We start from the raw sequence: 18706 nt of genomic DNA, 5'->3' as shown, positions 1-18706 counted from the left end.
AGTAAATGCAGCAAATAATAAACTTTATATTTAAAAACAGCTATAGATTGCTGTTTTTGCTGCTTTTGGGTATTTCATTAACGTTAACTATAAAATCACACTCATACCATAGAAGTGAGTATATAAATACTGCAAATAGTGTTTCTGGTGCTGTATATCAAAAAATTGATAACGCAAATGAGTACTTAAGTTTGAGAGAAAAGAATTTAAGACTTGCCGAGGAAAATGCATTATTAAAAGAAATTTTATTTAATAAAAAAGACACTACTTTACCAAACAAAAATCTTCATATAGAACAGTTTTTAGATTTTAACGTAAGAATGTCTAAAGTGGTTAAAAATGTTTTTAATACTAGAGAGAATTATTTGACTTTAAACTCTGGAAGTTTAGATAGTATTAAAACAGATATGGGTGTTGTAAATGAAAAAGGAGTAATTGGAATTATTGAAAAAACTTCTAAAAATTACTCAACTGTTTTAAGTGTATTAAATACAAAGTCAAGAATTAATGCCAAAATTAAAAATTCAAATCACTTTGGTTCTTTAATTTGGGACGGTAAAAATGTTGGTTATGTTCAGTTAATTGATGTCCCTAGGTTGGCATCCTTAAAAAAAGGAGATTCAATAGTTACAGGTGCTGAATCTGAAATTTTTCCTGAAAACATTCCAATTGGTAAAATTGATAAAGTTTTTATTGATACTAAAACAAATTATTATACTATTAATGTTAGATTATTTAATGATATGACCTCATTGGGTTATGTCTACATTATTGAAAATAAAAAGAAAAAAGAAAAACTAAATCTTGAACAAGAAACTATTAAAAAATAAGTGAATAATAATTTATTAAATATATTCCGATTTATAATTTTACTAACCATCCAAATTTTAATATTCAATAATATTAATTTATTTGGATATATAAATCCATATCCTTATTTGTTATTTATTCTTTTATATCCTGTAAATGGGAATAAATCTGTTTTATTACTAAGTAGCTTTGCAATTGGTTTGTTGCTTGATGTGTTTTTAAATTCAGGTGGAGTTCATGCAGCTGCTTCTTTAATTCTTGCTTTTGTAAGACCAAGTTTGTTTAAATTTTCATTTGGATTAAGTTATGAATATCAAACCGTTAAAATTGCAGATAAACTATCTCCTGAAAGAGTAACTTTTCTTTTTTTAGCAGTAATAATTCATCACTTAGTTCTTTTTTCATTAGAATATTATCGACTTAGTCTAGTTGTTGATGTTATTCTAAGAACCTTGTCAACATCTTTATTTACTTTGCTTTTTTGTATATTAATTATCTTTTTAATTAAACCTTCTAAACGATGAGAAAAATTGTTTTACCATCGGTTATTATTGTTACAACAATAGTATTAATCGCTCGTATATTTTATTTACAAGTGATTGATGATACATTAAAGCTGAAGTCTGAAAACAACGCAATAAAAAAAGTGTTTGAATTTCCAGAGAGAGGGTATATCTATGACAGAAATGGAAAACTTTTAGTCGCAAACCAGCCATCTTATGATATTATGGTTGTTCCAAGAGAAATAAAAGATATTGATACTTTAGAATTTTGTCAACTTTTAGGAATAACTAAAGAGTTTTTTATTAAAAAAATAGAAAAAGCAATTGTTTATAGCCCAAGACTTCCTTCGGTATTCTTAGCGCAGTTAAATAAAAAGGAATATGCAGCTTTTCAAGAAAAAGAAAGAAAATTTGAAGGGTTTTATACTCAAAAACGTGCTTTAAGAGATTATCAAGTTGACTATGGAGCCAATATTTTTGGCTTTATTACACAGGTTAATGAAGGAATAATTAAGAAGCAGCCTTATTATAATAGTGGAGATTTAATTGGAAGACAAGGTGTTGAGCAAGAATATGAAGAACAATTAAGAGGTGTAAAAGGAGTAAAGTATTTACTTAGAGATAAGCACAATAAAATTATTGGCCCTTATAAAGAAGGACAATTTGATACTATTGCAAAACAAGGAAGCGACTTAACGTTAACTATTGATGCCGAATTACAAAAATATGGTACTGAGTTAATGATAAATAAACGAGGAGGAATTGTTGCTATTGAGCCAAAAACTGGCGAAATTTTAGCTTTAGTTTCAGCACCAACATATGACCCTGCATTATTAGTTGGTAGACAAAGATCCAAAAATTACACCGCTTTATATTACGACTCCATTGCAAAACCTTTGTATGATAGAGGGTTGCAAGCAGAATACCCGCCGGGCTCTCCTTTTAAAATTGTTACAGGTTTAATTGGATTGCAAGAGGAAGTTATAGACGAGAATACTACTTTTTATTGTAATCATGGTTATAACTTTGGGAGGTTTATGGGATGTCACTGTGGTTTGCATACGCTACAGTTAAATAACGGAATTTATAAGTCTTGTAATAGTTATTTTGGAAATGTTTATAAACGAACAATAGAAAAATATAAAGATTCATATTTTAGTGTTGATAATTGGAATAAACATGTAAAAAGTTTTGGATTAGGTCAGTTTTTAGGAACAGACATGCCTACTGGAAGAAAAGGTTTGGTTCCAGATTCTAAATTATATAAAAGAGTTTATAACGGTGCGGTAATTAGAAGTTCGTATATTATTTCTAACTCTATTGGTCAAGGAGAAGTTTTAACAACGCCTATTCAATTGGCAAATATGATGGCTGTTGTTGCAAATAAGGGTTATTATTACACACCTCATATTGTTAAGAGCATTAAGGGGCAAAAGTTAGACGAAAAATTTACTACAAAACATCAAAGTACAATTGATAAAAAACATTTTGATCCTGTAATTAAAGGACTTGAAGATGTTTATAATTTTGGAACAGCTTCTGGATTAAGAGTTGAAGGGTTAAGGATTTGTGGAAAAACGGGTACTGCCGAAAATAAAATTAGAGTATCTGGGAAAACTTATCAATTAAAAGATCATTCTATTTTTGTTGCTTTTGCCCCGGCAGAAAATCCTACAATTGCTCTTGCAGTTTTTATTGAAAATGGATATTGGGGTAGTAGATGGGCTGGACCTATCGCTACTTTGATGATTGAAAAATATGTAAATGGAGAAATATCTAGAACTGACTTAGAGACTAGAATGTTAAACGGAAGTATTCAAGATGAATATCAAAAAATAGAGAATATAATTTATCAACGAAACGAACCAATTACCCAAATTAAAGATGCTAATGCAGAAGTAATTTCTTTAAAATTAGAAGCAAAAAAAGAAGAAGAAGAGAATTAAATGAAAAATCAAAGTATAGGAAATAATATTGATTGGTTAACCTTGTTGCTATACATTTTATTGGTAATTGGAGGTTGGATGACCATTTATTCTGCTTCTTTACCATTAGAAGAAACGTCTTTATTTGATGTCTCTCAAACCTATGGAAGACAAATGCTTTTTATTGGTTTAAGCATTCCGTTAATTTTAGCGTTGTTGTTTACTGATGCTAAAGTTTTTGAGAAGTTGTGTTTTGTGTTTTATGGTTTAGGAATTATTTTGTTGCTTGGTTTGTTTGTTTTTGGAAAAACAATTAAAGGCCAAACTAATTGGTATCAATTCGGCGGTTTTGGATTTCAGCCTTCTGAATTTGTTAAAACAGGTACAGCGTTATTATTAGCAAAATACTTAAGTTATTCTCAAATTAATTTAGCAAAAACCAAGCATCAATTGATAGGTTTTACAATTATAGGTTTGCCAATTTTATTAATTTTAATGCAGCCAGATGCTGGAAGTGCAATGATTTTTTTGTCTCTAGTTTTTGTTTTAAATAGAGAAGGATTGCCTTCATGGTATTTAATTTCGGGTGTAATTGCAATCGTTTTGTTTTTCTCGGCATTAGTTATTTCGCCTTTGTATATTATAATTGCAGCCTCTGTTATTATGTTGTTGCATTATATTACAAATAGAAAAATTTCTAGAAACCCTATTGTATATTTACTTGTTTTTGCTGTTATAAGTGCATTTTCGTACTCTGTAAACTATGTATATAATGAAGTTTTAGAGCCACATCAAAAAGATAGGATTGATGTTTTAATAAGTGATAATGTAGATTTAAAAAATGAAGGATATAATCTAAATCAATCTATGATCGCAATTGGTTCTGGTGGATTATTTGGTAAAGGATATTTAGAAGGAACGCAAACAAAAGGCGGATTTGTGCCTGAACAGCATACTGATTATATTTTTACAACAGTTGGTGAAGAATGGGGCTTTGTTGGTAGTGTGGTAGTTATACTCTTATTTATGTCGTTGTTTTTACGAATTTTGTATTTAGCAGAACATCAAAAGACTAAGTTTAGTAGAGTTTATGGTTACTGTGTAGCCACATATTTATTTACACATTTCTTTGTAAATATAGCAATGTTAATTAAATTATTCCCTACAATTGGTGTTCCTTTACCTTTTTTCTCATACGGTGGTTCTAGTTTATGGGCTTTCACAATAATGCTGTTTATCTTCATAAAGCTAGATGCAAATAAAGTTAATGAATGGTAATTAAAAACTCCACTTTTTATAATTAACGTTCTTTTCTAGTTCGTTTTCTATAACATCATCAAGTTCAGGGAAAAAATCAATACCAGTTAAGTTTTCTATTTCATCTACAGAAACTATATATTCATATAATGCTTTTTTAGACTCATAATGCGGTACTAAAAAACCAATCATTTTTTTTCTATCTTTCGTTAAAAGAATCTTGTAAAAATAATTTGGCACAGATACATTTTCATCACCAATAGTTTTTAATTTTTCTTTTAAAACACCGCCTGTGATTACATATATTCCATTGTTTTTAGTTGCCCAATATCTTGTTTTTTGTTCAAGTCTATTCCAGATACCAGCATTAAAATCATAAAGTTGAGGCGATGCATTTGAAGTAAGAAAAGTTTCTTTATATAGATCGTATGTTTTTTTTCTGTCTCCAGCCGGACAAAGATGTCCCTTATTATAACCAGAATTTTTATAATTTCTCCAATCAGCTGATTTTGTATCTACTACTGGATCTTGATTAAAATAGGGTCTGTCAAAATTGTTCCTATTTGAAAAATCACTGTCATTAAGTTCATAAGCTACCCATTCAGATTGCTCGTGTTCCTCAACATAAGAAAAGCTATATGCATCATGAGTGTATATTTTTCCAGATGTAGAAGTAGGTAAAAAATTAAAAGTTTGAGGGTTTTTAAAACTACTTTCTGTAGTGTCTGGATTTTCAATATCTATTTGTTTACAGCTAATAAAAAAAGTGATGAATAGAAGAGAAAGAAAGACACTTGATTTAAACATTTTAGATGAAGTTTTTGTTAACTTTGTAAATATAATTTTAAATGACTAGATATGAAAACAAAATATTTTTTTATTGTATTGTTTATAGGGTTTCAATTTTGTTTTGCACAAGAGCCGGTTTCAGATAGTATTGCTATAAATACTGCAAATGCAAAAATTGAAAAGGCAGAAAAAGAAAGAGCAAACCTAGAAAAAGAAAAAGCAGCTAAGAAAGCTGAACAAGAGAGAGAGAAAGAATTAGCTAAAGCAGAAAAAGCAGCTAAGAAAGCTGAGAAAGAGCAAAAGAAGGCTGAAAAAGAATTAAAAAAACTAGAAAAAGAGCGTAAAAGACTTGATAAAGCAAGAGCTAATGTAGCAAAAGACAAGAAGAAAATTTCAAAGCAAAGTAAAGATATAGTTAAGAGTACTGAAAAGTATGAAAAACTAAAAAAGAAAGGAAAGCTTTCTCCAGAAGATGAAATTAAATGGCTTGATAAATTAAAAAAGAAACAAGAAAAACTTAAAGATTTAGAAGAAGATTTAAAAAAATCTGAAAAGAAGCTAGATAAATTAGATTAATTAAAAAAGCCTTGAAATACATTCAAGGCTTTTTTTGTTTTATTTGTGTTTTCCAACTTCCCATCCTGTTTTTCCTAAATATTGGTTTCCGCTTTCAATAGCGTCACTTTCAAGTATTGTACCCATAGAGTCATTCCAGCGATTTAAGTATCCAAATAAAGAAATAACACCAAGCATCTCTACAATTTCACCTTCATTCCAGTGTTTGTACAAAGCTTTTTTAATATCTTCATTTACTGCATTAGGAATTACTGAAGCGGCTAATGAAAAATCTAGAGCAACTCTTTCAGCTTCTGTAAAAGCAGCATGTGTTTTGTAATCCCAAATATTGTCTAATTTCTCTTGATCTGCACCATATCGTTCTGCAGCTCTAATAGCATGTGCTTGACAATATCTACAACCTGTTGCGTTGCTACTTACCCAGGCTATCATCCTTTTTAAACAAGAAGTCACTCTTCCTTGATTATCCATCACAGCTTTGTTTAAATTAATAAAAGCTTTTGATATTAAAGGGCGATGTTGCATTGTTAAGACTGAGTTAGGGCAAAAACCTAAAGTTTCGTTGAAAAAAGCAGCTAATTCTCTTGTTTCTGAGTCATGATCTGGTGATAATGGGGTAACTAGTGGCATAAAGTTTTTTTTTGGTTATTGCTAAAATAATAAATGCCACATTAGTGGCATTATAAAAACGGATAAAATTATTTTAGAATAAACCGTTTATTTCAGCGTCAATTCTATTAATAATATTTCCTAAATCTTCTGGGTTGTCAACAAAATTAATGTTGTCAACGTCTATAATTAAAAGTTTTCCCTTGTCATAGGTTTGTACCCAAGCTTCGTAGCGTTCATTTAATCTACTTAAATATTCAATTGAAATGGTGTTTTCGTAATCTCTACCTCTTTTATGAATCTGATCTACTAAGTTAGGTATAGAGCTTCTCAAGTAAATTAGTAAATCTGGTGAACCCACAAGGTCTTCCATTAAGTCAAATAAAGATTTATAGTTATTATAATCTCTATTTGTCATTAACCCCATTGCATGTAAGTTAGGTGCAAAAATATAAGCATCTTCATAAATGGTTCTGTCTTGAATAGTTGTTCTACCAGTTTCTTTTATTTCTCTAACTTGTCTAAAACGACTGTTTAAGAAGTATATTTGAAGGTTAAAACTCCATCTTTCCATTTGATGATAAAAGTCATCTAAATAAGGATTGTCTACAACATCTTCAAAATGAGCATCCCATTTAAAATGTTTTGCCAGTAACTTTGTTAAGGTTGTTTTTCCAGCACCAATATTTCCAGCTATTGCAATATGCATTAAAAATTTATTTGGTAGTTAATAATTTTATTCTGGGTAAAAATAGATAAAATTCCATCTTTAAAGAAGAATTTTAGGAATGATTTTTCACTAATATCTAATTTATAAATTGTTTTATAATTAAAATCATAAATGTAGAATAAACCTTTATTTACAAAAATAATTTTTTTTTCGTCAAAAAAACAAAATTCTTCGTTTGTTGGTAATTGCCCTAAGGTTTCTATTTTTCCAAAAATGGAAATCGATTGATATTCATTATTATTATTTAAAAAATAAAATAAATTATAAGTAGCCATTTTTTTTGAAATACTTCCTTTAAAAGGAGTCGATAAAAATTTAACTGATGAAGTAATTAAATCATAAAGACCAATTTTTTGAGAATTGCTATCAAAAAACCAAAGTTTGTTTTGACCTCCAAATCCAATAGAAGTTATGTTTAAAAATGGGTCAATTGTGTTAAAGTCTATTTTTTGCACTTCATTTAATTGATTGTCTAGTAAAATAACAGTATTGAAATTTTTATAGAGTAATAAAATTTGTAAAGGATTTTCTATGTCAACTTCGTGTATTTCGCCAAGTGCTAAATTTTTATAGTTATACGTCTTGTTGTTTCTTTGCTTAAATAATTGATTGTTTATTGTATAGTAGTAATTTTTGAAATTATCTTTACCAATGTATTTATCTACATTCCTTAAAAATAAAGAATCTAATTTGTTGCAAGTATAATTTGTTTGTGAAAACAAGCTAAATGATGCTAAAAAAAATAAATACTTAAAAATATTTTTCATTGTTTATAATTAACTAATTAAACCTTTTCGATTTTTTAATGTCTAAAAATAACATTTATTGTCAAATGTTGTAACAAATTTAAGAGTTAATAGTCTTAATTAGTATAATTAAACAAACAAAGCATAATGAAAAAAGTACTTATCGCATCATTAATATTGTTTTCTGGGTTTTTAAACGCTCAAGATTTTCAAGGTATGGCCGTTTATGAATCTAAAACAAGCACTGCTGATTTTATGAAAGGCATGGGAGGAAACAGAGAAATAACTCCAGAAATGCAAAAAAACATGGAAGAAAGAATGAAAAAAATGTTTGAAAAGACATTTGTTTTAAACTTCGATAAATCAGCTTCAATCTATAAAGAAGAAGAGAAGCTAGAAGCTCCAGGTCAGCAAGGTGGTGGAAGAATGATGTCTTCTATGATGGGCGGTGGCGGAACACATTACAAAAATGTTAAAACTGAAAAAGTAATTATTGATAAAGAGTTTTTTGGAAAAGAGTTTTTGATAAGTGATTCTTTGCCTAAACTTGCATGGAAGCTTGAAGGAGAATCAAAAAAAATTGGTCAATATAATTGTTTTAAAGCTACGGCAGTTCGTCCTTCAAGTGATTCAGATTTTAGAAATTTTCGTTTTAGAGGAAAAGATGATGAAAAAAAGGAAGGTGAAACAAAAAAAGATTCTTCAAATTCTAAGACTAATTTAATGGATCAATGGGAAAAACCAGAAGAAATTATTATTACTGCATGGTATTCTCCTGAAATTCCTGTAAATCAAGGTCCAGAAAATTATTGGGGTTTACCAGGTTTAATTTTAGAAGTTAACGACGGTAAAACTAGTATTTTATGTTCTAAAATTGTAATGAATACAAAAGATAAAGTTGAAATTAAACCAGCAACTAAAGGTAAACAAGTTACTCAAGCAGAATACGATGAAATTGTTAAAAAGAAAATGGAAGAAATGAAAGAGATGTACGGTGGTAAAAGAGGTCCAGGTGGTGGAGGTAGATTTCATTAATATTTTGAGTTATTAAACAATGAAAAAAATAATATTTATTATTGTAATGGTGTTTTCTTTAAATGCCATTTCGCAAAATATTCGTGTTGAAGGTTTTGTAAAAGACAGTACTGGCTTGGGTTTAGAAATGGCTAATGTAATGGCTATTAATAAAGAAACCAAAGCAATGGATGCTTATGCTATTACTAATGAAAAAGGAAGGTATTTCCTTAACTTAAGTGCAAATGCTTCTTACGATATAAAGGCAAGTTATATAGGTTACGATTCTTTTGATGCGGTTTTGAAAACGGCTGAAACAAATATGAATTATAACATTATAATGAGTGAAGGTGTTCAGTTAAATGATGTTGAGGTTGTTTATGAAATGCCGGTTACTATATCTGGCGATACAATTATTTATAACTCTGATTCATTTACTAATGGAACTGAACGTAAATTAGAAGATGTTTTAAAAAAATTACCTGGTGTAGAAGTTAATGCCGATGGTGAGATTGAAATTGAAGGTAAAAAAGTGCAAAAAGTAATGGTCGAAGGTAAAGATTTTTTCGATGGAGATACTAAAATTGCAACCAAAAATATTCCGGCAAACGCTTTAGATAAAATACAAGTTTTAAGAAATTATAATGAAGTATCAAACTTAAAAGGACTTGAAAATAATGAAGAAAGTATTGCCTTAAACATTAAGTTAAAAGAAGGGAAAAAGAATTTTTGGTTTGGAGATATAACTGCTGGAGGTGGATTTAGAGACGATGTTGCTGATGGTTATTTAGTTAATCCAAAATTGTTCTATTACAGTCCAAAATACAGTATTAATGTAATTGGAAATATTAATAATATTGGTGAATTACCTTTAACTGCGAGAGATTATTTTAAATTTACGGGTGGGTTTAAGAATATGATGAGCAAAGGCGGTTCTTCATTCAATGTAACTTCAAACGATTTGGGTATTTTAGGATTAAGAAATAACCAAGCAGCTAGTATTGATACTAAATTTGGTGCGGCTAACTTTAGTTATAATCCAACAAAATCATGGACAATTAGTGGTTTTGGAATATTTTTGAACAATAGAACCAATATTGAGACTAATTCTGTAACAGAAAGAACAGATAATTTGCCTGATGGTTCTACTCAAGATATAACAGAAACAAGAACTGAAAATACATTACAAAAAAGTCAACAAGCTTTGTTGAAACTAAGTTCAAGTTATGTGCCTTCTGATAAATTGCATTTAGATTATGACGCTTTAATTAAATTGTCTGATCAAAAAGAAAGTCAAGGATTGTATTCTTCTTTATTGTCAGATATTTATACTGAAAAAAAACAAAATCCATTTTCTGTTAATCAAAATTTAAATTATTATTACACATTAAATACTAAAAATGTTTTTGCAGTAGAAATGCAACATTTGTATCAAGATGAAGATCCTTTTTATAATGCAAATTTAGCAATTCAGCCTTTTGATTTAGGAACGAGTTATCAAACAGGAGAAACTAGAAATGACGTAAACCAAGATCGTTTTGTAAAGACTAATAAAACAGATGTTAAGTTTGATTATTACTATATGCTTACGCCAAAAAGTAATATTAATTTTACAGTAGGTAACACTTATTCATATCAAAATTTTAATTCACATATTTTCCAAGTTTTAGACAATGGAACTACTAATGATTTAAATGAAGACGAGTATAATAATGACGTGAAATATGCATTTAATGATGTTTTTTTAGGACTACATTATAAATTTATCACTGGTAAATTTACGTTTAATCCAGGTTTCAGTGTTCATCAATTTAATACTAAAGACACACAATTAAATTCAATTAATAAAAATAGTTTCACACGATTATTACCTGATTTTTACGCGCTATTCCAAATAAAAAAATCAGAAACACTAACGTATAACTATAAAATGAGTAATTCATTTACCGATGTTAATAAATTAGCTGAAGGTTATGTTTTTTCAAATTATAATAGTTTGTTTAGTGGAAATAGAAACTTAGAAAATTCAATTTCTCATGTTCATAGTTTAAGATATTTTAAATACAATATGTTTAATTTTGAAAATATTTTCGCTAACTTGACCTATACAAAACAAGTAGAAGGAATAAAAAACAGAGTTTTGTTTACAGGAGTAAATCAAGTTTCGTCTGCGGTTAATATGAATTCAAGTTTTGCTGATGAAACTTTTAGCGGAAATTTTAATTATGGGCGATCGTTTTCTAAATATTATAAAGCTTCGGTTGGTGTAAACATTAATTGGAGTAAATTTAATAATATTCGAGTATATCCAGATATGGATTCAGATCCAAATAATAATCCAACAGAGATTCAGGCTACTGAATCGTTTACGCAAAATTATAATGTTAAGTTTTCAACTAATTTTAAAACATTACCAAATCTTGGATTATCTTATGGCTTAACTATCAATGATAATTTTAGCGATGTATATTATATAGATAGTCCGGCAATTACATTAGAATATTATTTCTTAGATTCTTTTTCTTTTACGTCTGATTATAATTTTTATCACAATAGAAATAAATCAAAAACAGTTGAAACAGAATATGATTTCTTAAATGCTTCATTAATTTACCAAAAGAAAGATAGTAAGTGGGAATACAAGTTGGCAGCAACTAATTTGTTAGATACTAGGTCTCTTAATGATAATAGTTTTAGCCAATTAGGAGGTTCAAGTACTTTTTCTAGCTATGTTGTTCAACCGCGATATGTTATATTGAGTTTTAAGTATAATTTATAGTCAGTAATTACATAAAAATAAAAAAAAACCTGATTCAAATTCATGAATCAGGTTTTTGTTTTTAATTTATTTCGAGATCTAAAATTATAATCCAAAGGCAGTTTTAACTTTGTCAACAAAGTCTAGTTTTTCCCATGTAAACAATTCAACCGTAACTGTTTTTGGTTCACCATTAGGAAGACTAAAAGTTTTAGTAACTGTTTCTGGAGTTCTTCCCATATGACCATAAGCGGCAGTTTCACTATAAATTGGGTTTCTTAATTTTAAACGTTGCTCTATAAAGTATGGGCGCATATCAAAAATACCTTCAACAATTTTACTTATCTCACCATCTGTTAAATTTAACTCACAAGTTCCATAAGTATTAACGTTAATAGAAGTTGGCTGAGCCACACCAATTGCATAAGAAACTTGTACTAAAGCTTCTTTACATAATCCTGCAGCAACTAAGTTTTTTGCAATGTGACGAGTAGCATAAGCCGCAGAGCGGTCTACTTTACTTGGGTCTTTTCCAGAAAAAGCACCGCCACCATGTGCTCCTTTTCCTCCATAAGTATCAACTATGATTTTTCTGCCTGTTAAGCCAGTGTCTCCATGAGGGCCACCAATTACAAAAACACCAGTTGGATTAATATGATAAGTAATGTCGTCATTAAATAAATGAGCATATTGAGGATATTGAGCTTTTATTCTTGGAATCAAAATTGAAACTAAATCGTTTTTAATTTTAACTAACATTTCATCATTTGCTGCATCTTTATCTGCTCTAGAATTAGACTTTGGTTTAACAAAATCATCATGTTGTGTAGAGATCACAATAGCATCAATTCTAATAGGTTCGTTGTTGTCAGAATATTCTAATGTAACTTGAGATTTAGCATCCGGACGCAAATAAGTAATTGTATCGTTTTCTCGTCTTAAATTTGCTAATTCTTTTAATAAAGCATGAGATAAATCTAAAGCCAAAGGCATGTAGTTTTCTGTTTCATCAGTTGCATAGCCAAACATCATTCCTTGGTCTCCTGCACCTTGCTCTTCTTTATTTGCTTTGTCAACACCTTGGTTGATGTCTGCAGATTGCTCATGTATAGCAGAAAGTACTCCACATGAATCAGCTTCAAACATGTATGCGCTTTTAGTGTAGCCAATTTTACGAATTACTTCTCTAGCAATTTGTTGAACATCAAGGTAAGTAGTAGATTTTACTTCACCAGCTAAAATAACCTGTCCAGTTGTTACTAGTGTTTCACAAGCAACTTTAGATTCAGGATCAAATGCTAAAAAATTATCAATTAACGCATCGCTAATTTGATCTGCAACTTTATCAGGATGTCCTTCACTCACAGATTCTGACGTAAATAAATAAGCCATAATATAAATTTGTTTTTAAATTAATAGTTATGAAGAAAAAAGATTGCGCGAAAGACTAAAGGAGGGATTTATTTCTGCTTTAGCATTTTTTTTACGAGGTTGCAATCAGTCAAATTTTTCCTCTTTATTTCTTTTGCAAATTTATAAAATCAAATTGAATTTCAAGTACATATTCTTTTTTTTATTTTTATGTGATTTTTTTACCAAACTTTCTATTTGTTGGTTTGTTTTTCGGCTATAAGCAATATTTTAGGAAAATAAAACCAAAATTTATTGCTTTAGTGATAAAAAATAGAAAATACAACTATTAATTTTTATTTCACAGAAAATTAATCTAATTTTGCTTCATAATAAAAATAAAGTTATAATAATGAAATTAACAATGTGTAATATGTGTTGTATGATGTGGAAATTTCCGCAGAGTATTTCTATTGCATAATTTTAAATTCTTAAAATATATTCAAATGAAACCTCTGCTAATAGTAGAGGTTTTTTTTATTCTGAATTTGCTTGTGCTGATTTTATATCAGTATTTCAGAATCTTTTCAATAACAACAATAATTAAAAAATGAACGTGGTAACAAAAAATAATAATATGATGTGTTGTATGATGTGCATGTGCGCAACACCAAGCTATTACCATAAACGAACAACATAAAAAGAAGCTATTTCTATTATAAAGTCCCTTTGGTAATTAACTAAAGGGGCTTTTTTATGCACAAAAATCTAATATTAAATATCTAAAATCAATTATCATGAGTACACAAAAATTTGCAACAAATGCATTACACGCAGGGCACGACGTAACAAAGAACGCAGGAACAAGAGCGGTTCCAATTTATCAAACTTCTTCTTATGTATTTAACAATTCAGATCATGCAGCTAATTTGTTTGGTTTAACAGAATCAGGATTTATTTACACAAGATTAAACAATCCAACAAATGACATTCTAGAACAACGATTAGCTAAATTAGAAGGAGGAATTGGAGCAGTAGTAACCGCTTCTGGAACAGCTGCAATTGCAACAACTTTGTTAGTACTATTAAAAGCGGGAGACCATATTGTAGCTTCAAGCAGTTTATATGGAGGAACTTATAATTTATTAAAAGTCACTTTACCAAGACTGGGAATCACAACCACTTTTGTGGATCCATCTAATCCAGAAAATTTTAAAAATGCAACACAAGAAAATACAAGGGCATTCTTTGCAGAAAGTTTAGGGAATCCAAAATTAGATGTACTAGATTTAAAAGCAATTTCAAAAGAAGCTAAAACTAGCAAAGTTCCTTTTATTGTTGATAACACAGTTGCTACTCCTTATTTATTAAATCCTATCGAACATGGTGCAGATATTGTAATTCATTCGCTTACCAAATATATTACAGGAAACGGAACTTCTCTTGGAGGTGTAATTATAGATGCTGGAAATTTTGATTGGAGTAACGGAAATTTTCCGGAATTTACAGAACCATCTGCGGGTTATCACGGATTAAAATATTATGAAGTTCTTGGAGCAGCATCATTCATTGCGAAAGTTAGAATTGAAGGTTTAAGGGATTTTGGAGCAGCATTAAGTCCGTTTAACGCTTTTCAAACGATTCAAGGATTAGAAACTTTAGAAATCCGAATCAAAAAACATTCAGAAAATGCTTTGGCTTTGGCACAATGGTTAGAAGATCAAGAAGAAGTAGTTTGGGTAAATTATCCTGGTTTAGAATCTTCAAAATATAAAACTCTTGCTGATAAATATCTACCTGAAGGAAAAAGTGGAGTAGTGACTTTTGGACTAAAAGGTGGATTTGAAGCTGCTAAAAAAGTAGCCGATGAAACTAAAATATTTTCATTATTAGCAAATATTGGAGATACAAAATCACTTATCATTCATCCAGCAAGTACAACGCATCAACAATTATCAAATGCTGAACAAGAATCAACAGGTGTCACAAAAGATTTAATTCGTTTGTCTGTTGGTTTAGAGGATATTGAAGACTTAAAAGCCGATTTAAAAGCAGTTTTTGATACTTTTTCTATTTAAAAACCAGATTGAATCTTGTTGAAAAGAGGGTTTTAATTTTTATAAAACAAATTTCATAAATAAGTAAAATGTTAGAAAAAATAGATATTGTAGATTTTACCTTAGAAAACGGAAAGCTTCAAAAAAAGATTTCGCTGTTCTACCAAGTATTTGGACAGCCAATTGGAACTGCTCCAGTGGTTGTAGTGAATCATGCACTGACAGGAAATTCAAATGTTACAGGAAAAAAAGGTTGGTGGAATGAACTAATTGGTGAAAATAAAACAATTGACACTAATGCTTATACTGTCATTGCCTTCAATATTCCTGGAAATGGTTTTGATGGAAATGATGATAATTTAATTGAAAATTATAAAGATTATTCAATTACTGATGTTGCAAAATTTTTCTGGAAAGGCCTTTTTTATTTGAAAGTTGATACTGTTTATGCGCTAATTGGAGGAAGTCTTGGCGGAGCAATAGCTTGGGAAATGACAAAATTAGAACCTAATAAAGTTGAAAACTTAATTCCTATTGCTACAGGTTGGAAAGCTTCCGATTGGTTAATTGGTAATGTGTTGATTCAGGATTTGATTTTGAATAATTCAAAAAACCCAATTCACGATGCTCGTATTCATGCCATGTTGTTGTATAGAACACCAGATTCGTTACAGAGTAAATTTGGCAATAGCCTTCAAAGCGAGACAGACAAAACATTTTTTAAAGTCGAAAGTTGGTTATTACATCATGGTGAAAAACTGCAAAGTAGATTCCAACTTTCCAGTTATAAATTAATGAATCATTTACTTAAGACAACTGATGTTCTAAAAGAAAATACATTAGAGGAATTTGCTAAAAAAATTCAATCCAATATTCATTTAGTCTCAGTTGATACAGACTATTTTTTTACAGCAAATGAAATCAGAACGTGCTTTACAAATTTAAAAAAGCACAAACAAAATGTATTCTATAGTCAAATCCAATCCATTCATGGCCATGATGCTTTTTTAATAGAATTTGAACAGTTAAATGCTATTCTGAATCCAATTTTTAACAAATAAAAAAAATATAATATGTCAAAAATAAAAATAAATGTGGTGCTTTTCGGAATTGGAAATGTCGGAAGTACTTTAGTTAAACAAGTTTTAGAAAGTCAGAAATTCTTTCTTGAAAAACGAAATATAGAGTTGAGGTTTCCAATTATTACCAATTCAACTGTAGCTTTTTTTGAAAAAGAGGGTTTAACAAATGAATGGGAAGCTAATTTTGAACAATCTGCAATTCCTTTCAAAGTAGAAGACATTATTGAATATGTTCAAGAACAACAATTGGAAAATTTAATCGCTGTTGATGCTACGGCAAGTTTAGAAATTATTAAAAACTATATTCCTTTAGTCCAAAACGGATTTCACATCGTTGCGGCCAATAAAAAAGCCAATACTTTAGCCTTTGATTTTTATAAAGAGTTAAGGGAAAATCTAACTATTTTTGATAAAACATTTTTATATGAAACTAATGTTGGTGCAGGTTTGCCTGTGGTTCAAACGGTAAGTGATTTATATTTTTCGGGTGAAGAAATAACTAAAATTAGAGGGGTTTTTTCAGGTTCATTAAGTTATATTTTTAATAGATTTTCAGCAGAAGAAATCTCTTTTTCCAAAGTTTTAGCGGAAGCAGAAAAGAACGGCTACACAGAACCAGATTCAAGAGAAGACTTATCTGGAAATGATGTAGCAAGAAAATTATTGGTTTTAGCCAGAGAAATAGGATATGATTTTGAATTTTCTGATATTCAAATTTCATCATTATTATTGCCTAATTTAAATGAGAAACATTCAAAAGGAGATTACGCTATCAATAAATCATTCTTTGATAAACCTTTTGAAGTAGCTAAAAAAGCCCAAGCCAAAAATCATGTACTTCGTTATGTTGGTGAATTTGATGTAAAATCAAAAAAGTTAGAAGTAAAATTAGTCTCTGTTCCTGAAAGTTCAGCTTTAGGACAATTAAAAGGTGCAGATAATTTAATTGAAATTTACACTAAATCTTATGGTGAAATTCCAATCGTCATTCAAGGAGCAGGTGCAGGAAAAGAAGTAACAGCAAGAGGTGTTTTGAATGATGTATTAAAAATTGCTGAAAAAATAAAAAGTAAAGAATTTATTTTGAACTAAAAGAATCTTGCTTCTGCTATTTTTGGTTTATAATAATCTAATTTCAATCAATTAAATAGAATTTTTATCTAAATTTTAATTATTAAAAAGGTTAATTTAGAAAATATTTCATAAGTTGAATTTTAGTTATATCTTTGCCTTGTTCATAAATATAATGATTGTTATCACGAAAGCTGGAGAGATTAGACTCAATGAAAGCTTAGCAACCCTATTCTTGTAGAAGGTGCTACATTCTATTCTTTATGCTGAACTTGTTTCGGTATTTAGAAAAAGATAACCCAACGAAATCCTCTCCAATTTCTTGATAACATATTACTAATTAAGCATTGCGAACTTTGCAAAAACCTTGCGAACTTTGCGGTTAAATAAAAAATATGTCAAAAATACAAGAAGCTATAAAAGAAAGAATCCTAGTCCTAGATGGAGCAATGGGAACGATGTTACAACGCAATAATTTTTCAGAAGAAGATTTTCGCGGCACACGTTTCAAAGACTTTCCACATCCTTTAAAAGGAAACAACGATTTACTTTCCATAACACAACCCGAAGCTGTAAAGCAAGTCCACCGTTTGTATTATCAAGCAGGTGCTGATATTGTTGAAACCAATACATTTTCTGGGACAACTATCGGAATGGCTGATTATCATTTAGAAGACATAGTTTATGAATTAAATTATGAATCAGCTAAAATTGCAAGAGAAGTTGCAGATGAATTTACAGATAGACCAAGATTTGTTGCAGGTTCAATTGGACCAACAAACAGAACAGCATCAATGTCTCCAGATGTAAATGATCCAGGCTTTAGAGCTGTGACTTTTGATGATTTAAGAGTTGCGTACAAACAACAAGTTGAAGCTTTAATTGATGGTGGTTGTGATGTTTTATTAGTTGAAACCATTTTTGACACCTTAAATGCAAAAGCAGCACTTTTTGCTATCGAAGAAGTCAAAGAAGAAAGAAATATCGATATTCCAGTTATGGTTTCAGGAACAATTACAGATGCTTCTGGAAGAACATTATCTGGTCAAACGGTTGAAGCTTTCTTGATTTCAATTTCACACATTCCATTATTAAGTATCGGATTTAATTGCGCTTTAGGTGCAGATCAATTAAAGCCTTATTTAAAACGTTTAGCACATAATACACAATTAAATATTTCAGCTCATCCAAATGCTGGTTTGCCGAATGCTTTCGGACAATACGATCAAACTCCAGAAGAAATGCAGGCTTTAATTCGGGAATATTTACAAGATAATTTAGTAAATATTATTGGTGGTTGTTGTGGTACAACTCCAGAACACATCAAACGAATTGCCGAAGTCGCAAATGAATTTAAACCTAGAGGAATAACCGTAGAAGTCTGATTACAATGAAAAATAAAATAATAAACACAAAAAAAGGATTACAA

General features: G+C 29.6%; 16 protein-coding genes and 1 riboswitch. Of the genes, 11 read left to right on the top strand and 5 right to left on the bottom strand.

The window, feature by feature from the left end; all coding sequences use genetic code 11:
- Positions 1–5 precede the first annotated feature (5 nt).
- The 4 genes from mreC to rodA are packed head-to-tail and all read left to right on the top strand — an operon-like array spanning position 6 to position 4516.
- On the top strand, positions 6–830 hold the full coding sequence (mreC, locus tag OLM55_RS01765; protein ID WP_264559703.1) for a rod shape-determining protein MreC: 825 nt from the start codon (positions 6–8) through the stop codon (positions 828–830).
- Positions 831–1334, top strand: coding sequence for a rod shape-determining protein MreD (locus OLM55_RS01760; RefSeq protein WP_264559702.1), 504 nt, complete (start codon positions 831–833; stop codon positions 1332–1334). It abuts the gene before it with no gap.
- A complete protein-coding gene (mrdA, locus tag OLM55_RS01755; RefSeq protein WP_264559701.1) occupies positions 1331–3259 on the top strand; it encodes a penicillin-binding protein 2 in 1929 nt (642 codons plus the stop codon). Before OLM55_RS01760 ends, mrdA begins: the two co-directional genes overlap by 4 nt.
- A complete protein-coding gene (rodA, locus tag OLM55_RS01750) occupies positions 3260–4516 on the top strand; it encodes a rod shape-determining protein RodA (RefSeq protein WP_264559700.1) in 1257 nt (418 codons plus the stop codon).
- On the opposite strand, the gene OLM55_RS01745 is transcribed toward rodA, so the two are convergent.
- Positions 4517–5302 carry a DNA/RNA non-specific endonuclease gene (locus tag OLM55_RS01745; protein ID WP_264559699.1) on the bottom strand — a complete coding sequence of 262 codons (786 nt, stop codon included), beginning with the start codon at positions 5300–5302 and terminating at the stop codon, positions 4517–4519. It abuts the gene before it with no gap.
- A 51-nt stretch (positions 5303–5353) separates the two neighbouring features.
- Between OLM55_RS01745 and OLM55_RS01740 the strand changes: the two genes are divergently transcribed.
- Positions 5354–5860 carry a hypothetical protein gene (locus OLM55_RS01740; protein WP_264559698.1) on the top strand — a complete coding sequence of 169 codons (507 nt, stop codon included), beginning with the start codon at positions 5354–5356 and terminating at the stop codon, positions 5858–5860.
- A 39-nt stretch (positions 5861–5899) separates the two neighbouring features.
- Here OLM55_RS01740 and OLM55_RS01735 read toward each other — a convergent pair whose 3' ends face one another.
- The 3 genes from OLM55_RS01735 to OLM55_RS01725 form a co-directional block, all read right to left on the bottom strand.
- Positions 5900–6490 (bottom strand): carboxymuconolactone decarboxylase family protein, encoded by a 591-nt coding sequence (locus OLM55_RS01735; RefSeq protein WP_264559697.1) that lies wholly within the window; start codon positions 6488–6490, stop codon positions 5900–5902.
- 73 nt (positions 6491–6563) lie between these two features.
- A complete protein-coding gene (locus tag OLM55_RS01730) occupies positions 6564–7178 on the bottom strand; it encodes a deoxynucleoside kinase (protein ID WP_264559696.1) in 615 nt (204 codons plus the stop codon).
- Positions 7178–7966 (bottom strand): hypothetical protein, encoded by a 789-nt coding sequence (locus OLM55_RS01725; RefSeq protein WP_264559695.1) that lies wholly within the window; start codon positions 7964–7966, stop codon positions 7178–7180. The genes OLM55_RS01730 and OLM55_RS01725 overlap by 1 nt, the downstream gene beginning before the upstream one ends.
- A 126-nt stretch (positions 7967–8092) precedes the next feature.
- Here OLM55_RS01725 and OLM55_RS01720 point away from each other — a divergent pair, with 126 nt between their 5' ends.
- Together OLM55_RS01720 and OLM55_RS01715 are read left to right on the top strand one after the other, a co-directional pair.
- Positions 8093–8980 (top strand): GLPGLI family protein, encoded by an 888-nt coding sequence (locus OLM55_RS01720; protein WP_264559694.1) that lies wholly within the window; start codon positions 8093–8095, stop codon positions 8978–8980.
- Between the two features lie 19 nt (positions 8981–8999).
- On the top strand, positions 9000–11738 hold the full coding sequence (locus OLM55_RS01715) for a TonB-dependent receptor (RefSeq protein ID WP_264559693.1): 2739 nt from the start codon (positions 9000–9002) through the stop codon (positions 11736–11738).
- A gap of 84 nt (positions 11739–11822) precedes the next feature.
- Here OLM55_RS01715 and metK read toward each other — a convergent pair whose 3' ends face one another.
- Positions 11823–13109, bottom strand: coding sequence for a methionine adenosyltransferase (metK, locus tag OLM55_RS01710; protein ID WP_264559692.1), 1287 nt, complete (start codon positions 13107–13109; stop codon positions 11823–11825).
- Positions 13110–13864: 755 nt separating this feature from the next.
- On the opposite strand from metK, the gene OLM55_RS01705 reads away from it, so the two are divergent.
- The 4 genes from OLM55_RS01705 to OLM55_RS01690 all read left to right on the top strand — a co-directional run bounded on the left by OLM55_RS01705 (position 13865) and on the right by OLM55_RS01690 (position 18662).
- A complete protein-coding gene (locus tag OLM55_RS01705) occupies positions 13865–15145 on the top strand; it encodes an O-acetylhomoserine aminocarboxypropyltransferase/cysteine synthase family protein (RefSeq protein WP_264559691.1) in 1281 nt (426 codons plus the stop codon).
- Between the two features lie 68 nt (positions 15146–15213).
- Positions 15214–16185: an alpha/beta fold hydrolase gene (locus tag OLM55_RS01700; RefSeq protein ID WP_264559690.1), complete on the top strand. Its 972-nt coding sequence runs from the start codon at positions 15214–15216 to the stop codon at positions 16183–16185.
- Between the two features lie 12 nt (positions 16186–16197).
- Positions 16198–17298, top strand: a complete 1101-nt coding sequence (locus OLM55_RS01695; protein WP_264559689.1) for an aspartate kinase — start codon at positions 16198–16200, stop codon at positions 17296–17298.
- A gap of 158 nt (positions 17299–17456) precedes the next feature.
- Positions 17457–17578: riboswitch (SAM riboswitch) on the top strand.
- A 94-nt stretch (positions 17579–17672) separates the two neighbouring features.
- Entirely contained in the window at positions 17673–18662 is a 990-nt protein-coding gene (locus OLM55_RS01690) for a homocysteine S-methyltransferase family protein (RefSeq protein ID WP_264559688.1), read from the top strand.
- Positions 18663–18706: the final 44 nt, after the last annotated feature.

Source organism: Flavobacterium sp. N2270 (assembly GCF_025947225.1).
In the GTDB taxonomy this organism is placed as follows: Bacteria; Bacteroidota; Bacteroidia; order Flavobacteriales; family Flavobacteriaceae; genus Flavobacterium.
Note: the sequence above shows the minus strand (reverse complement) of the source record. Positions and strands in the feature narration are given on the sequence as shown.

Bases quoted from the DNA above. Each gene is read 5' to 3' on its own strand.
- mreC (WP_264559703.1), top strand. From the start codon at position 6: ATGCAGCAAATAATAAACTTTATATTTAAAAACAGCTATAGATTGCTG.
- mrdA (WP_264559701.1), top strand. From the start codon at position 1,331: ATGAGAAAAATTGTTTTACCATCGGTTATTATTGTTACAACAATAGTA.
- rodA (WP_264559700.1), top strand. From the start codon at position 3,260: ATGAAAAATCAAAGTATAGGAAATAATATTGATTGGTTAACCTTGTTG.
- OLM55_RS01745 (WP_264559699.1), bottom strand. From the start codon at position 5,302: ATGTTTAAATCAAGTGTCTTTCTTTCTCTTCTATTCATCACTTTTTTT.
- OLM55_RS01740 (WP_264559698.1), top strand. From the start codon at position 5,354: ATGAAAACAAAATATTTTTTTATTGTATTGTTTATAGGGTTTCAATTT.
- OLM55_RS01735 (WP_264559697.1), bottom strand. From the start codon at position 6,490: ATGCCACTAGTTACCCCATTATCACCAGATCATGACTCAGAAACAAGA.
- OLM55_RS01730 (WP_264559696.1), bottom strand. From the start codon at position 7,178: ATGCATATTGCAATAGCTGGAAATATTGGTGCTGGAAAAACAACCTTA.
- OLM55_RS01725 (WP_264559695.1), bottom strand. From the start codon at position 7,966: ATGAAAAATATTTTTAAGTATTTATTTTTTTTAGCATCATTTAGCTTG.
- OLM55_RS01720 (WP_264559694.1), top strand. From the start codon at position 8,093: ATGAAAAAAGTACTTATCGCATCATTAATATTGTTTTCTGGGTTTTTA.
- OLM55_RS01715 (WP_264559693.1), top strand. From the start codon at position 9,000: ATGAAAAAAATAATATTTATTATTGTAATGGTGTTTTCTTTAAATGCC.
- metK (WP_264559692.1), bottom strand. From the start codon at position 13,109: ATGGCTTATTTATTTACGTCAGAATCTGTGAGTGAAGGACATCCTGAT.
- OLM55_RS01705 (WP_264559691.1), top strand. From the start codon at position 13,865: ATGAGTACACAAAAATTTGCAACAAATGCATTACACGCAGGGCACGAC.
- OLM55_RS01700 (WP_264559690.1), top strand. From the start codon at position 15,214: ATGTTAGAAAAAATAGATATTGTAGATTTTACCTTAGAAAACGGAAAG.
- OLM55_RS01695 (WP_264559689.1), top strand. From the start codon at position 16,198: ATGTCAAAAATAAAAATAAATGTGGTGCTTTTCGGAATTGGAAATGTC.
- OLM55_RS01690 (WP_264559688.1), top strand. From the start codon at position 17,673: ATGTCAAAAATACAAGAAGCTATAAAAGAAAGAATCCTAGTCCTAGAT.